Raw genomic sequence first — 15,351 nt, 5'->3', positions numbered from 1 at the left:
TCGACAAGGAAGCGACATGGCTGAGACGATTATTCTCGACTGCGATCCGGGTCACGACGACGCGATCGCCATCATGCTGGCCCATGGCAACCCGAACATCAATCTGGCGGCGGTCACGACCGTCGCCGGCAATCAGACGCTGGAGAAGGTGACGCGCAATGCCCTCGGCGTGGCGCGCATGGCGGGCATCGTGGGCGTGCCGTTCGCCGCCGGCGCCCACCGGCCGCTGGTGCGCGAGGTGGAGACGGCGCCCAGTATCCACGGGGAGACGGGCATGGACGGCCCGCAACTCCCGGAGCCGGCGTTCGCCCTCGATCCGCGCCACGCGGTGGACCTGATCGTGGAGACGGTGATGGCGAGCGAGCCCGGCACGATCACGCTCGTCCCCACCGGGGCGCTCACCAACATCGCCCTCGCGGTGCGCAAGGAGCCGCGCATCGTCGAGCGGGTGAAGCAGGTGGTGCTGATGGGCGGCGCGGTGCACGCCGGCAACTGGAGCCCCGTTGCGGAGTTCAACGTCTTCATCGACCCGGAGGCGGCCGACATCGTCTTTCGCGCCGGCTGGAAGGTGGTCATGGTCGGGCTCGACGCCACGCATCAGGCGCTGGCCACGCCCGAGGTCGCGCGGCGCATCGCGGCGATCGGCACGGCGCCGGCGCGCTTCGTGGGCGAACTGCTCGAATACTTCGGGCAAACCTATTCGGACGTGATGGGCTTCGACAGCCCGCCGGTGCACGATCCCTGCGCGGTCGCGCACGTGATCGACCCGACCATCGTGCGCGCCGTGCGCGTGCCGATCGCCGTCGAGCTGCGGGGGGAGTTCACGACCGGCATGACGGTCGCCGACTTCCGGCGCGCCCCTCCTGAGGACTGCAAAACATGGGCGGCGATGGAGCTGGATAGCGACCGTTTCTGGGGGCTCGTGATCGACGCGCTGGAGCGCATCGGCGAGCCCGAAGGAGCCGCGGCATGAACACCCGGACCTCCTCGAGCGTCTCGGCCGGCCGGCCCGCGCGCATTGCCGGACTGACGGCCGCCTTGCTGGCCGCATGCATCGCATTTCAGCTCAATGCGAGCATGCTCAGCCCCGTTCTCGTGACCATGGCGCATGAGTTGCGGACCGACGAAGCGACGATCGGTCTTTCGCAGACGCTGTTCTTCGCCGTTGCCGCGCTCTTCTCGCTGTTTCTGCCGCGCCTGAGCGACATTGTCGGGCGCAAGCGCGTCCTGCTCGGCATGCTGCTCGTCATGCTGGTGGGCAGCGTCGTCGCCGCGCTGGCGACGAACGTGGAGACGCTGTTTGCCGGCCGCATCATCCAGGGCGTGACGGGACCGGTGGTGCCGATCTGCCTGCTGATGCTGCGCACCGAGATCGACGACCCGCGCAAATACGGCGTGGCAATGGGCGTCCTCACGGCCGTCAACGGCGGCATCGCCGGGGTCGACGCGATCGCCGGGGGCTGGCTCGCCGGCGCTTTCGGCTTTCGATCGGTATTCCTGACCATTGCCGTAGTCACGGTCATTGCGGTGCTCATGCTGATGGCGTGGGGCGTGGAGTCGCGGCCGTCGCAAGGTGTGCGAATGGACTGGAAGGGCGTCTTCCCGCTGGTGATCACCCTGGCGGCGCTGCTGCTCGGGCTCAACGAAGCGGGCAAGCTCGCTTCGGCGAACTGGCTTCTGGTCGGCGTCTCGTTCTGCGTTGCCGTCGCCGCGTTCGCCGCCTTCTGGAGCGTCGAGAACCGCGTTGCCGAACCGCTCATCCCGACGCCGCTGCTGCGACGCCGGGAAACGTGGGCATTGCTGCTGACCACGCTGCTGACGATGACAGGCGTATTCTCGGTGGCGAACGGGCTGGTGCCCTCGATCGCGCAGAACGCCAACGCGGGATTCGGCATGGCGCCGGCCGTGACGTCGCTCGCGTTTCTCGTTCCGTACGCGCTGGTCGGGTGGGCCATGGGGCCGCTCGCGGGGCGGTTCGCGCCGACCGTGGGCTATCGCCGGATACTGCGGCTCGGTCTCGCCGGGAGCGTGGTGGCGCTCGTCGTGATGGCATTCGCCGGCGTGCACTCCCTTGCGGTGTTGATCGCGATGACCGTGCTGCTCGGCATCATGTACGCCGGCACGGCCAACATCATGCTCAACGGATTGGGCATCGTCCTTTCGCCGCCGCAAAACCCCGGCTTCCTGCCGGGACTCAACGCAGGCGCTTTCAATCTTGGCGCCGGCCTGAGCTTTGCCGCGCTGCCGGCCATCCAGGTCGCGGTCAATGCGCCTGCCGCCTCGACGGCGGGATATTCGTCCGGCATGTTGCTGGGGGCCGCAATCACCGCGGCGGCCCTGGTGGTCTCGTTCGCCATTCCGCGTCCGCTCTCCGGCGAGGTCGAGCGAGACGCCGTTTGATGCGCGCGCCACGGTCGGCCGTGAGCAGGTTCCGAAGCGCGGTGCGCGCCGCGCTTCGACCATATCCTCGCGATTCTTCACGGCAGGCGCCGCGGCCGCCCCGATGTTTGGATTCGTTTCCAATCCCGAGTGCCGCCGTCAAGCATCTTGAAAACGTATTATTCAGGCGCTAGTGTTATAGAACGCCGTGCGATGCCGGCTGTATGACGTTGCGCGCATTGCGATGGCGAACATCGCGATCGCCCACTCCGACGACAGACTGCGACAATAAACCGAACGAGGACGCCGGTGACACATCGCATTGCCTGGTTCATCGCCGTGCTGCTTGCGCTTTGCATACCGCTTTGCAGCCCGTTCGGCTGCACGGCATGGGCTGCCGACGCCACTGATGCCGCCGGCGCGGCGCCCGATACGATGCAGGCCCGCGTGATGGGCTGCGCGGCCTGCCATGGCGCGCATGGCGAGGGCACCGACAGCGATTATTTCCCCCGTCTGGCGGGCAAGCCGGCAGGCTATCTCTACAACCAGCTGATCGCGTTTCGCGACGGGCGGCGCAAATATCCGCCCATGAACTATCTGCTGGCGTATTTGCCCGACGCCTATCTCCACCAGATCGCCGATTACTTCGCGAGCGAGCGTCCTCCGTATCCGCAGCCGGCCACGCCCAAGGTGGACGCGGCCACGCTCGAGCGCGGCAAGGCGCTCGCGGCCGGCGGCGAAGCGGCGCACGGCGTGCCCGCCTGCACGAGCTGCCACGGCGCGGCGCTGACGGGCCGGGAGCCCGCGATACCGGGCCTGCTGGGCCTGCACGCCGACTACATCAGCGCGCAACTGGGCGCGTTCCGCTATGGCACGCGCAGCACGGCAAGCCCCGATTGCATGCACGAGATCGCCACCCGCCTGTCCGACCGCGACATCACGGCGATCGCCGCGTGGCTCGCCTCTCAGCCCGCGCCCACGAATCCGACGCCCGCTCCGGCAGGCGGCCCGGCGCTGCCGCTCGCGTGCGGCAGCGTCCCCCAATGAGCGAGGTCCCACCATGCGCCTCGCAACCCTGAATCGCATCGAGCTTCCCCTGCGCAAGGCCTGCGCGGCGCTGGCCTTGCTCTGCGGCGTCCTGATGTCGCCCGGCATGCCGCGCGCCGAAGCGCAGGCACAAACGCAAACGCAGGCGGCCACGCCGGCGAGCAACGGCGCCCAGGTGATTGCGCGCGGCGAGTACCTCGCGCGCGCGGGCGACTGCATTGCCTGCCACACCATACCCGGCGGCAAGCTCTTTGGCGGCGGCCGCGCGATGGCCACGCCCTTCGGCACGCTCTATTCGCCCAACATTTCCTCCGACAAGACGGACGGCATCGGCGCGTGGACCGCCGACGAGTTCTACCGCATGCTGCACGAAGGCAGATCGCGCGACGGCTCGCTGCTGTATCCGGCGATGCCCTACACGGCCTACACGCGGGTCACGCGCGCCGATTCGGATGCGATCTTTGCCTACCTGCAATCCACACCGCCGATCCATCAGCCGAACCGGGCGCACGAACTGCGCTTTCCGTTCAACCAGCGGCAGTTGCTGCTGGGCTGGCGCACGCTGTTCTTCAGGGCGGGCGAGTACCGTCCGGACCCGACGCAATCGGTCGAATGGAATCGCGGCGCGTATCTGGTCCAGGGCCTCGGCCACTGCACGATGTGCCACACGGAAATCAACGCGCTCGGCGGCAATACGAAGTCCAAGGAGTTCCAGGGCGGCCTGATTCCGATGCAGGACTGGTATGCGCCGTCGCTCACGTCGAACAAGGAGGCGGGCCTCGGCGACTGGAGCATCGACGACATCGTGGGCCTGCTGCACGCCGGCGTGTCGAATCGCGGCGCGGTGTACGGACCGATGGCCGAAGTCGTCTACGACAGCTTCCAGTACCTCACGGAAGAGGACGTGCGCGCGGTGGCCGTCTACCTCAAGGCGCTGCCGGCCCATTCCGGCGAAGCGAACACGCCGGAGCCGAACGCGACCGCCACGGAGGCGAAAAACAGCCTCGCGCCGCTGGGCCAGAAAATCTACGACGCGCAATGCGCGGTGTGCCACGCGAGCAGCGGGCAGGGCAAGCCGCCGAACTTCCCGCCGCTGGCGAACAATCAGTCGATCCAGATGACCTCGTCGGTCAACCCGATCCGGATGGTGCTCAACGGCGGCTATGCGCCGGGCACGATGAAGAACCCGATGCCGTATGGCATGCCGCCGTTCGCGCAGTCGCTTTCGGACGTCGAGGTCGCCGCCGTCGTTACCTACATTCGCACTGCCTGGGGCAATCACGGCGCGCCGGTCACCGTGCAGGAAGTCAACACCCTGCGCTCGGCGCCGCTCTTCTGAGGCCACGATGATCAACTCTCCCGTCCCTGAGGATCCGAACGACCCGGCGCGGCGCGCCGAACCGGAGCGCGTGGACGAAATCGTGCGGCATGGACCGCGCGGCGCGATCGCCGTGGCCGGCATCGCCACCGCGATCGTGATCGCGATCTGGTATGCGTTCTACTTTCTCGTGTTCCTGCCGCGCGGCGTCATCCAATAACCGAGGCATACGGCTCCATGTCGAACTCCACCGCTCCTGATCCGCACGGTTCCGAAGAAGTCGCCGCCGCCGTCGAACGGCGCTGGGCGCTGATCGTATCGCTGCTGATCGCGAGCACGGTCGCGGTGGTGATCTTCACCGGGCTGCACTGGTCGATGATGCCGCCTTCGCGCGTGGAAACGATCGAGCCCGAGACGCTCAACGTGTCGGGCGAATTCATCGAGAGCAATCTCGGCAGCGCGGTGGAGCCCGACGGCTCGGTGACGGTGCGCATCGTCGCGCAGCAGTACTCGTTCACGCCGCAATGCCTGCTCGTGCCCGCCGGCGTGCCGATCACGTTTCGCGCGACGAGCGCCGACGTCGTGCACGGCTTTCTCGTCACGCAGACCAATATCAATTCGATGGTGGAGCCCGGCTATATCTCCACCTTCCGCACCACCTTCGCGTCGCCGGGCGATCACCTGATGCCGTGCCACGAGTACTGCGGCACCGGGCACCAGGGAATGTGGGCGCACGTGAAGGTCATCGACAGGAGCACGTTCATGCAGATGGCGGCCACCTCGCGGAGACTTAGCTGTGTTAAATAACAAGCGACTCGTGCTCTCGCACTTCTGGCTGGCATTCGCCGTCTTCGGGGTGGCCCTGGTGCTGGGCGCCTGGCAGATGTATGTGCGCAGCCCGTTGCATCCATGGCTGCGCGACCCCGAGATCTACTACCGCTCGGTGACCGAGCACGGCACCGTGATGGGCTATGTGTTCCCCACGCTCATTGCAATGGGTTTCGGCTACGCCGTGACCGAGCTCGCGCTCAAGCGCACGCTGGTCGGCGCGAACTGGGCCTGGGTGGGCTTCGTGCTGGTGGCCGTGGGGGCGGTGATGGCCTCGGTCACGGTGGCGCTGGGCCTCGCTTCGGTGCTCTACACGTTCTATCCGCCGATGGTCGGCAACGTGTTCTATTACCTCGGCGTCGTGCTCGTGGTGGTGGGCTCGTGGATCTGGGTGGCGCTGATGTCGGTGAATCTGGCCGCCTGGAAGCGCGACAATCCCGGCAAGCCCGTGCCGCTGCCGATGTTCGCCACCGTCGCGGGTTCGCTGCTGTGGGGCTGGACGGCGGTGGGCGCCGCCATCGAAATTCTGTTTCAGATCCTGCCCGCGGCCTTCGGCTGGCGCACGACGATCGACGCGGGCCTCGCGCGCGTGTTCTTCTCGTGGACGCTGCACGCCATCGTGTACTTCTGGCTGATGCCGGCCTATATCGCGTACTACACGATCGTGCCGCGCGCGATTGGCGGACGGCTTTACAGCGACGCGATGGCGCGCATCTCGTTCATCCTCTTTCTCGTCGTGGCCATGCCCATCGGCATCCATCACCTCTTTGCCGATCCGCAGGTGGGCTCGGGCTTCAAGTTCCTGCAGTCGGTGTTCACGGCGCTCGTGGCCGTGCCCACGCTGCTCACGGTGTTCACGATCTGCGCCTCGGTGGAAATCGCCGCGCGCCTGCGTGGCGGGAAGGGCGCTTTCGGCTGGCTCGGCGCGCTGCCCTGGGACAATCCTCAGATGCTGGCGCTCGCCTTGTCGTTCGTGATGCTTGGCTTCGGCGGCGCGGGCGGCCTCATCAACATGAGCTATCAGCTCGACGAGACCATCCACAACACGCAGTGGATCACCGGACACTTCCACCTGATCTACGCGGGCGCGATCGTCATCATGTACTTCGCGATCGCCTATGACCTGTGGCCGCAGATCACGGGCCGCGCGATGAAGAACTGGAAGCTCATGCGGCTGCAGTTGTGGCTGTGGTTTATCGGCATGATCGTGCTGACGTTCCCGTGGCATTGGGTCGGCATTCTCGGCATGCCGCGGCGCATGGCCTATTACGACTATACGGATCCGGCGATCGCGGCGCAGGCGTTCCCGGTCGTCTTGTCGGCAATCGGCGGTTTCATTCTGGTGGTTTCCGCCGTCGTGTTCTTCGTTGTCCTGATTCAGGGGCATCGCGGCGAACCGGCGACGCCCGAGGAATACCGCTTCAGCACGGCGGTGCACGAGCCGCGCACCTTGCCGGTGGCGCTGAACAGCTTCGCGCTGTGGCTCACGCTGATGGTCGCGCTCACGGTGCTCAATTACGGCTATCCCATCGCGCAGTTGATCGCGAGAGGCAACGATGTGCCCGTGATTCCGATAGGAGCGCGGCAATGAACGAGGAACGCCTGTTCTCGTGGCGCAATCCGTGGTTCCGGGCGAGTGTCGGGGGCACGGCTGCGGTGTTCGTGTTCGCGGTGGTGGTCGGCTTCGTCTGGTTGCCCTCGGCGCAGCCCGACGCGCAGTTTCAGGGCCTCTGGAACGCGATCTGCAGCGCCGCGGGCGTGCCGCAGAGCTGGCTGGCCGGCGGCGCGCCGGTCGCGCCCAAGGTGCAGTTGAGCAAGGTAGCCGTCACGCCGCAGATGCTCGACGGCGCGACGCCGCTTTCGATCGGCCGCGGCGCGACGCTCGCTTTGCGCTGCACGATGTGTCATGGCGAACGCGGTGTGAGCGGGGCGAACACGCCGAATCTCGCGGGCCAGAACGCGCTCATGATCTACAAGCAGTTGCAGGACTTCCAGAGCGGGGCTCGCGAGAATGCCGTGATGTCGCCCATGGCGGCGAACCTGAGCGACCAGGACATGCGCGATCTCGCGGCCTACTATGCGTCGCTGCCGGGGCCGCGGCTTCCTCATGGGCTCGATCTGGGCGAGGCGCCCGGGATCGTCGCGCAAGGCGCGCCGCTGCGCAACATTCCCGCGTGCGCCGTGTGCCATGGCGGGATCGACACCAAGGCGGGCAGCCCGCGGCTCGACGGCTTGTCGTCGGTGTATACGCAGGCACAACTGCAGGCGTTTGCCACCGGCGCTCGGCATAACGATATCTCCGGCCAGATGCGCAACATCGCGCAGAACATGACGCCGGAGGAGATGGCCGAAGCCGCGTCATGGTACGCCGGCCTCACGCGCTGACTCCATGAACACGGGATCCGGAGACGATCTTCACATCAAGATCTCGCCGCGCATTGCCGTTGCGGAAATTGGCCGGGTCCTCTGGCATCTGCGCAGCTTTCTGATCATTCTGCTGCTGATCTTTGGCGCTTTGTCGACCGCGATGTACTACGTCGGCGGCGCCGTGAACACGATCACGCGCACGCAGGCGCCGCCGGGCGAAACGCTCTATTTCTGCGCGGTCACCGCGCTGACGATCGGCTACGGGGACATCGTGCCGACCACCGCCGCCGGGCGCATCATCGCGGTGTTGCTGGGGATGTTGGGTGTCCTGACGACAGGCGTCATCGCCGGCTCGACCGTGTATGGCATTCAGGTCGCGGCGCAACGGGCAGGCTTGTTGTCGCGCTGAAGGCGCAGCGCTTCGGCCGATGCTCGAGAAGCACACGAATATCGGTTCGACGACGATATCGAGCACCGGTACGCGCGGGCTACGGGCCTGAAGTGCGCCATCCCGACCGCCGTTACAAAATTAGCGCACCCGGCTGTAACCGGAAGGCAACTCGCCGCGAATTAACAGGTGTTCCGCCCGGATCGCCTGCGCGTTCCGGGTGCCTGTCCTGTCCGCAGCCTGCGGCCCGCACTACGGGAGTCGCGCTTGAAAACGATCCTTTCGATCGTCCGTCTGGTCGATCCGCTGTACCTCGCATCCCGATTCCAACGGTTTTCCCCATTGCCGGTACGCATCTTGACCGGTTACGGCTTCATGGCGCACGGCTACGCGAAGATCGTGAAGCATCCCGATCATTTCGCAGCGATCCTGCACGCGCTTGGCGTGCCGGCGCCGCACTTCATGGCATGGGCCACCATTGTCATCGAACTGTTCGGAGGACTGATGATGCTGGCCGGCTTCGCTGTCCCATTGGTGGCGGTGCCGATGCTCGTGGTTCTGCTGGTCGCGACGCTCACGGTGCATTTGCCGTATGGCTTTACGTCGATCAAGCTGATGGACGTGATCAACGGGGTGCCGACTTTTGGACCGCCAGGTTACGAAACGGATCTGCTTTACGCTGCGGCATTGTTCACGCTCGTATTGGGCGGCTCCGGGCCGCTGGCCGTCGATACGCTGCTGCGGCCATGGTATGCGCGCCTTGGCTCGAGACTGGCCTTGGCGGTCCGGTGACCGGACCGGACGAAAGCCGACGGAGAGTTCAGGCCAGACCGGGCAGCAGATTCCGCACTTCCCGGAGCAGATCCGGAATGGCATTGGGCTCTTTCGATACGTGAGCAAGTAGATGCTTCTGAAACAGGCCGTCGAGCAGCGCATAGGCGGCCCCACGCGTAATGGCGGGTTCCCGGCCGCCAAGCTCGGCATAGCGGGTCACCACACGCCACACCATCGCTTCCAGACTCGCGTCGATTTCGTGCACGACGTCACGGAACGCCTCTTCGAACAGCGCCTGCGCGCGCAGGTCGTACCAGAGGCAGTGCATCTTCGGCTCGTGGCGAATCGTTTCCTCTAGCTTGGCGAGGAAGCCGTTCATCAGTTCCTCCTGCGAGCGCGCCGAAGCCGTCACGGCGTCGTAGCGCGTCGCGCATTGCGCCTTGAAGTGCCGAATGCTGCAGCGGATCAGATCGAGCTTGTCCTCGAAGTAGTAGTGCAGGACCGCATGCGTGAATTCGGACTTCTGCGCGATCTCGCGCAGGCTGGTCTTCGCGTAGCCCAGCTCGGCGAGCGTTTGTAGCGCGGCCTCCGCGAGCTCGACGCGACGCGCCTCGTACTTGTCAACCGGGTCGCGCCTCGGGCGCGCGGCGCGCGGCCTCGCGGCCGGAGTCGCTATGTCGTGATGCTTCGTCATCCTGCTGTTTTCCCCTTCGATCGTTTGCTTCGCGCGGCACGCCACGCTGAGCGCGGCCGCCGCCGGCAGGCAAAACCATTGTGCGAAGCAGCGAAACGACTGTCAAGAAAAAATTGGGCGATCGTCCAGAAAAATCTTGACAATCGGATAAAGAAATCCAACCATGCGTTAAAAATAATCTTTACAAGTGGTTAGACGTTGCCGGCAGCCGGCAAATCTCACGAGACGGCGCTTGCGTCCCATTCCGGGCGCCGGCGCAGCCCGGCCGCCGTGCGCGAGGTTTGTCCGGCGCAACTTTGACGCGTGGAGGAGACATGGCGAATGGCAGGCTGGACGGGCGTAAAGCCCTGGTGACGGGCGGCGCGCGCGGTATCGGCGCGGCGGTGGCGCAGGCGCTGGCGAAAGCGGGCGCGGCGGTGATGATCGGCGATGTGCTCACCGATCTCGCGGCGAAAACGGCGGGCGAACTCGCGCAGACGGGCGCACGCGCCGGCTCGGTGGCGCTCGACGTGCGCGAAGACGCGCAGTGGGAGCGCGCCGTGGGCGCAGTGGTCGCCGAGCTCGATGGTTTCGATATCCTGATCAATAACGCGGGCATCGAGATCACCTCGCTGATCGCGGACCTGCAGGCCGAGGATTTGCGCCGGATGTGCGACATCAATGTCGTCGGCGTGGGCCTCGGGCTCAAGCATGCGTTTCGCGCCATGCGGCCGGGCGGTGCGGCGGGGCGCGGCGGCGCCGTCGTCAACGTGTCGTCGGTGGCTGCCACGATCGCATACCCCGCCATCGCCGGTTATTCCGCGACCAAGTCCGCGGTGGACCGGATGACCCGCGTCGCGGCGATGGAAGCGGGCAAGCTGGGCTACGGCATTCGCGTCAATTGCGTTTATCCGGGCCTCACGCCGACCGAGATGGGCATGAAACTCGCGACCGACATCGTCGCCAACGGACTCGCGCCCGACATCGATGCAGCAGTCGGCGCCGTGGTTGGCCAAACGCCGCTCAATCGCCTTGCCACCGTCGAAGAAATTAGCGACGCGATCGTGTTCCTCTGTACCGAAGAAGCCCGCTTCATCACCGGTGCCGGCTTGCCGGTCGACGGCGGCATGGGTATGTGAGCGCCGCCGCCGGCGGTCGTCCAGTTTCCAGAGAGGGAGTCAGTTCATGGGTGCGAAGAAGCCAGTCGTGGTGTACGGCGTGTCGGGCTATACCGGCCGCCTCGTGTGCGAATACCTGCGCGAATACAATGTGCCGTTCATCGCGGCGGGACGCGACAAGAAGCGCGTGGAGGATGTGGTCGCGCGCATTCCCGGCATCGAGACGGCGGATTACGAGGTCGTCGAGGTGGAGCATTCGGTTGACGCGCTAACGGAATTGTTCAAGGGTGCGAAGTTTGTCAGCAACATGGTGGGACCGTTCATCAAGTACGGATCGGAAGTGGTCGAGGCCTGCCTCGCGGCCGGCTGCCACTATTCGGACACGACGGGCGAGCAGGACTGGGTGTTGCACGCGAAAGAGCGCTGGGGCGAGGCATTCGCAAAGAAGGAATTGCTGCTCGCACCGAACATCGCCCAGATGTATACGACCGGAGAAATTGCCGCGAACCTCTGCCTCGAAACCCCTGGACTCGATACGCTCGACATTCTGGTGCTGTGGAAGGGCTTTCCCACCTACGCATCGACGCAGACGATCTTCACGATCCTCAAAGCCACCTGGTATTACCTCGAGCAGAACAAGTACGTGGCCTGGGAGCCCACCGCGCACCTCGAAGTGCAGGTGCCGGGGCAGCACGACACGGCGATTGCGGTGCCGTGGGGCGGCACGGCGCATCCGGTCTGGTTCAAGGACGATCCGCGCGTGTCGAACTGCCGCGCGGTAGGCGGCGTGATGGCGCGGGCGGTGATGGAAGGGGTACGGCAAACGCAGCAGATGTTCGAGGAGAAGATTCGTCCGCTGCCGCCTGAGCAGCAGGAGATCGCACTGGCCGAGATCGCGAGCGGCATGCAGGCCAACATGCCGCCGCGCGAGAATCCGCGCCTGAACACGACGGTGGATTCGGTGTACGCGTCGGGGCCGCTCGGCCGGGCGCACTGCGTGATCCACGGCATCTGCAACTACAAGCAGACGGGGCTGCTGCAGGCATATGCGGCATTTTCGCTGCTGCAAACGCCGCCGCAGCGGGTCGGATTCGCTTCGGGCTGCCAGGCGTTTGGACATCGCACGCTGCTCGGTCAGTTGCGCAGCTTCGGCCTCGTGATGAAGCCACTCCTCACCGTGCACGACTGACGCGCCGGTGCGCACGCCACGTTCGCCTTATGCCTGCTTTGCAGGGGAGCCGTCATGCGTTTGACCCAGTATCTCGACAAGGGCGCGTCGCTCGGCGCCGACCAACCCTGCCTCGTCGCGGACGACGAGACGCTCACCTACGCGCAGGTGCAGCGTCTCAGCTGGCGCTTGGCGCAAAGGCTCGCGCTTGCCGGGGTCGCCACCGGCGAGAAAGTGGCGATCCTGTCCAGCAACGATCCTGTGGCGTTCGCGTGCGTGTTCGGCATTTCGCGTGCGGGCAACGTCTGGTGTCCTATCAATCCTCGCAACGAGGTGGCCGAGAACCGCTTCATCCTCGCTGCCTTCGATTGCCGCGTGCTGCTGTTCCATAGCGCCTATGCGGAGATGGTGCGCAAGATGCTGCCCGATCTGCCCGCGCTGAGTGTCGTGGTTTGCCTCGACGCGGCGTTGCCGTTTGCGCCGCGTCTTGCCGACTGGCTCGAGGGCGTGCCGGATACGTTCTTCGAGCGCGCGCCGGTGGACGATCTCGTGATGCTGCCGGGCACCGGGGGCACGACCGGCGTGCCGAAAGGCGTGATGCTGTCCGGCCGCAACCTGGAGGCGATGACGGCGCTCACGCTCATGAGTTATCCGTTCCACGGGCGCCCCGTCTATCTCGCGTTCGCCCCGCTCACGCACGCGGCTGGCGTGCTGTGCTTGCCGATCATGACGCTCGGCGGCCGGATCGTCGTGATGCGTCACGCCGATGTCGGGGCGTTTCTCGCGGCAATCGAGCGGGAGCGCGTCACGCATACCTTTTTGCCGCCGACCGTTATCTACATGCTGCTCGATCACCCGCGGCTGCCGGAAACGGACCTCGCTTCGCTGCAATGCTTCTGGTATGGGGCGGCGCCGATCTCGGCCGAGCGACTGGCCGAGGCGCTCGTGAAAATCGGCCCGATGGCGCAACTCTTCGGGCAGACGGAGGCGCCGATGATGGTGTCGACGCTTGCGCCGAAAGACCATTACCGGCCGGACGGATCGATCGCGGTCGAACGGCTTGCGTCGGCAGGCCGGCCGACGCCGCTCGTCGAGGTCGGTATCATGGACGGAGAAGGGCGCCTGCTCGCCGCCGGCGAGCGCGGCGAGATCGTGGTGCGCGGCTCGCTCGTGATGGCAGGCTACTACCGCAATGCGGAGGCGACGGCGGCCGCCTCCGCATTCGGCTGGCATCATACGGGCGATATCGGTTATCTTGATGAGGAGAACTTCCTGTATATCGTCGACCGTGCGAAAGACATGATCATCACAGGCGGATTCAACGTCTATTCGATCGAGGTCGAGCAGGCGCTGCTCGCGCATGACGACGTGCGCGATTGCGCGGTGATCGGCGTGCCCGATGAGAAGTGGGGCGAGCGCGTCGTGGCCGTCGTGCAGCCGCGCGAAGGCAAGCGGATCGACGTTACGGCGTTGACGGCGTTCGTGAAGCAGCGTATCGGTAGCGTCAAGACACCCAAGCAGGTCGAGGTGTGGCCGGATCTGCCGCGCTCGAAGGTCGGCAAGGTGTCGAAGCCGGACGTGAAGGAACGGTTGCGCAACGATAGTGCGCATGACGAAGCTATTCGGAATCCAGGGAGGGAAGCATGAATCGTCGCGTCAATGTCATTGGCGTGGGCATGACCCCGTTCACGAAGCCGGGCGCCAGTCCGCAGTATTACCAGATGGCGGCCGACGCCGCGCGCGCGGCGCTAGGCGATGCGTGCATCCCTTACGAAGCGGTCGAGCAGGTGTACGCGGGATACGTTTATGGCGATTCGACTTGCGGGCAGCGCGCCGTTTATGAGGTTGGCATGACGGGCGTGCCGGTCGTCAACGTCAACAACAATTGCTCGACGGGATCGACCGCGCTCTGGCTCGCCCGGCAGGCGGTGGAGAGCGGTGCGGCCGAGTGTGTGCTGGTGCTGGGCTTCGAGCAGATGGCGAAGGGCGCGCTCACGACCCGGTTCGACGATCGGGCATCGCCGCTCGGGCTGCACGTCGGCGTTGTCGACGCGTTGATGGGCGAATCGCCCGCGCCGCTTGCGGCGCGCATGTTCGGCGGCGCGGGTCGTGAGTACATCGAACGTTATGGCGCGAAGAAGGAGACGTTCGGCATGATCTCGGTGAAGGCACGCGAGCATGCTGCGCACAATCCGTTTGCACTGTTTCGCGACCCGCTGGATCTCGCGCAGGTGATGGGCTCGGACGAGGTATTCGATCCGCTCACGCGTTTCCAGTGCTGCCCGCCAACCTGCGGCGCCGGCGCCGCCGTGCTGTGCTCGGACGAATTCGCGCAACGGCATGGAAAGGCCAACGCCGTCTATATCGCCGCGCAGGCGATGACGACCGACTATCCGGGCAGTTTCGAGCCGGCTTCGATGATGAAGATGGTCGGCTACGACATGTCGGCGTCGGCGGCCCGGCAGGTCTACGAGTCGGCGGGCATCGGCCCGGAAGACCTCGACCTCGTCGAGCTGCACGATTGTTTCACGAGCAACGAACTGATCAGCTACGAGGCGCTGGGGCTTTGTCCGGAGGGTGGAGCGGAGCGATTCGTGCGCGAGCGCGACAACACCTACGGCGGCAGGATCGTCACCAATCCATCGGGAGGACTGCTTTCGAAAGGGCACCCCCTCGGCGCGACCGGACTGGCTCAGTGCGCCGAAGTGGTTTGGCAGTTGCGCGGAACGGCGGGGCCGAGGCAGGTGGGTGGCGCACGCGTGGGGCTGCAGCACAATATCGGGCTGGGCGGCGCGTGCGTCGTGACGCTGTATCGACGGGACTGAGGACGAAACCGGGCGTTGAACGAGTGCCGCCTCAAACGGCGCGGCGCACCATCAGTTCCTTGATCTTGCCGATGGCCTTCGTGGGGTTCAGACCCTTCGGGCAGACATCGACGCAGTTCATGATCGTGTGGCAGCGGAACAGGCGGTACGGATCTTCCAGGTTGTCCAGACGATCGCCGGTGGCCTCGTCACGGCTGTCCGCGATGAAGCGGTATGCCTGCAGCAGGCCCGCCGGGCCCACGAACTTGTCCGGGTTCCACCAGAAGCTCGGGCACGACGTCGAGCAGCTCGCACACAGAATACACTCGTACAGGCCGTCCAGTTCGTCGCGCTGCTCGGGCGACTGCAGACGCTCCTTCTCCGGCGGCGGCGTGTCGTTGATCAGGTACGGCTTGATCGAGTGGTACTGGTTGAAGAACTGCGTGAAGTCGCAGATCAGGTCGCGCACCACCGGCAGCCCCGGCAG

General features: G+C 65.7%; 16 protein-coding genes. 14 read left to right on the top strand and 2 right to left on the bottom strand.

Annotation, left to right across the window (positions count from 1 at the left end):
- The first annotated feature begins 16 nt into the window (after positions 1-16).
- The 10 genes from uriH to BAC01S_RS29170 all read left to right on the top strand — a co-directional run bounded on the left by uriH (position 17) and on the right by BAC01S_RS29170 (position 9,119).
- Positions 17-973, top strand: a complete 957-nt coding sequence (gene uriH / locus BAC01S_RS29215) for a uridine-preferring nucleoside hydrolase UriH (RefSeq protein ID WP_027797931.1) — start codon at positions 17-19, stop codon at positions 971-973.
- Positions 970-2,400 (top strand): uridine transporter UriT, encoded by a 1,431-nt coding sequence (gene uriT / locus BAC01S_RS29210; protein ID WP_027797930.1) that lies wholly within the window; start codon positions 970-972, stop codon positions 2,398-2,400. Before uriH ends, uriT begins: the two co-directional genes overlap by 4 nt.
- A gap of 414 nt (positions 2,401-2,814) precedes the next feature.
- Positions 2,815-3,426 (top strand): c-type cytochrome, encoded by a 612-nt coding sequence (locus BAC01S_RS29205; RefSeq protein WP_043204159.1) that lies wholly within the window; start codon positions 2,815-2,817, stop codon positions 3,424-3,426.
- Positions 3,427-3,439: 13 nt separating this feature from the next.
- Positions 3,440-4,765 carry a c-type cytochrome gene (locus tag BAC01S_RS29200; protein WP_027797928.1) on the top strand — a complete coding sequence of 442 codons (1,326 nt, stop codon included), beginning with the start codon at positions 3,440-3,442 and terminating at the stop codon, positions 4,763-4,765.
- Between the two features lie 7 nt (positions 4,766-4,772).
- Positions 4,773-4,964 carry a hypothetical protein gene (locus tag BAC01S_RS29195; protein WP_027797927.1) on the top strand — a complete coding sequence of 64 codons (192 nt, stop codon included), beginning with the start codon at positions 4,773-4,775 and terminating at the stop codon, positions 4,962-4,964.
- 17 nt (positions 4,965-4,981) lie between these two features.
- On the top strand, positions 4,982-5,551 hold the full coding sequence (locus tag BAC01S_RS29190; RefSeq protein WP_027797926.1) for a cupredoxin domain-containing protein: 570 nt from the start codon (positions 4,982-4,984) through the stop codon (positions 5,549-5,551).
- Positions 5,541-7,163 carry a cbb3-type cytochrome c oxidase subunit I gene (locus BAC01S_RS29185; protein ID WP_027797925.1) on the top strand — a complete coding sequence of 541 codons (1,623 nt, stop codon included), beginning with the start codon at positions 5,541-5,543 and terminating at the stop codon, positions 7,161-7,163. The genes BAC01S_RS29190 and BAC01S_RS29185 overlap by 11 nt, the downstream gene beginning before the upstream one ends.
- The gene (locus BAC01S_RS29180) at positions 7,160-7,957 is read left to right on the top strand and encodes a c-type cytochrome (RefSeq protein ID WP_027797924.1); all 798 of its coding nucleotides are present in this window, start codon (positions 7,160-7,162) and stop codon (positions 7,955-7,957) included. The genes BAC01S_RS29185 and BAC01S_RS29180 overlap by 4 nt, the downstream gene beginning before the upstream one ends.
- Positions 7,958-7,961: 4 nt before the next feature.
- Positions 7,962-8,348 carry a potassium channel family protein gene (locus BAC01S_RS29175; RefSeq protein WP_027797923.1) on the top strand — a complete coding sequence of 129 codons (387 nt, stop codon included), beginning with the start codon at positions 7,962-7,964 and terminating at the stop codon, positions 8,346-8,348.
- Between the two features lie 246 nt (positions 8,349-8,594).
- A complete protein-coding gene (locus tag BAC01S_RS29170) occupies positions 8,595-9,119 on the top strand; it encodes a DoxX family protein (RefSeq protein ID WP_245616734.1) in 525 nt (174 codons plus the stop codon).
- A gap of 28 nt (positions 9,120-9,147) precedes the next feature.
- On the opposite strand, the gene BAC01S_RS29165 is transcribed toward BAC01S_RS29170, so the two are convergent.
- A complete protein-coding gene (locus tag BAC01S_RS29165) occupies positions 9,148-9,795 on the bottom strand; it encodes a TetR/AcrR family transcriptional regulator (protein ID WP_027797921.1) in 648 nt (215 codons plus the stop codon).
- 314 nt (positions 9,796-10,109) lie between these two features.
- On the opposite strand from BAC01S_RS29165, the gene BAC01S_RS29160 reads away from it, so the two are divergent.
- Genes BAC01S_RS29160 through BAC01S_RS29145 form a run of 4 tightly spaced genes read left to right on the top strand, consistent with a single transcriptional unit; the run spans position 10,110 to position 14,885 of the window.
- Positions 10,110-10,913, top strand: a complete 804-nt coding sequence (locus BAC01S_RS29160; protein WP_027797920.1) for an SDR family NAD(P)-dependent oxidoreductase — start codon at positions 10,110-10,112, stop codon at positions 10,911-10,913.
- Between the two features lie 46 nt (positions 10,914-10,959).
- On the top strand, positions 10,960-12,081 hold the full coding sequence (locus BAC01S_RS29155) for a DUF5938 domain-containing protein (RefSeq protein ID WP_027797919.1): 1,122 nt from the start codon (positions 10,960-10,962) through the stop codon (positions 12,079-12,081).
- Between the two features lie 54 nt (positions 12,082-12,135).
- Positions 12,136-13,707, top strand: a complete 1,572-nt coding sequence (locus tag BAC01S_RS29150) for an AMP-binding protein (RefSeq protein WP_027797918.1) — start codon at positions 12,136-12,138, stop codon at positions 13,705-13,707.
- Complete coding sequence (locus BAC01S_RS29145) at positions 13,704-14,885, top strand: lipid-transfer protein (RefSeq protein ID WP_027797917.1); 1,182 nt, start codon at positions 13,704-13,706, stop codon at positions 14,883-14,885. Before BAC01S_RS29150 ends, BAC01S_RS29145 begins: the two co-directional genes overlap by 4 nt.
- A 31-nt stretch (positions 14,886-14,916) precedes the next feature.
- On the opposite strand, the gene BAC01S_RS29140 is transcribed toward BAC01S_RS29145, so the two are convergent.
- Positions 14,917-15,351, bottom strand: a 435-nt coding sequence (locus tag BAC01S_RS29140; RefSeq protein WP_027797783.1) for a succinate dehydrogenase iron-sulfur subunit, incomplete at its 5' end; no start/stop codon positions are given.

The organism is Paraburkholderia acidipaludis NBRC 101816 (assembly GCF_000684975.1).
Taxonomy (GTDB): domain Bacteria; phylum Pseudomonadota; class Gammaproteobacteria; order Burkholderiales; family Burkholderiaceae; genus Paraburkholderia; species Paraburkholderia acidipaludis.
Note: the sequence above shows the minus strand (reverse complement) of the source record. Positions and strands in the feature narration are given on the sequence as shown.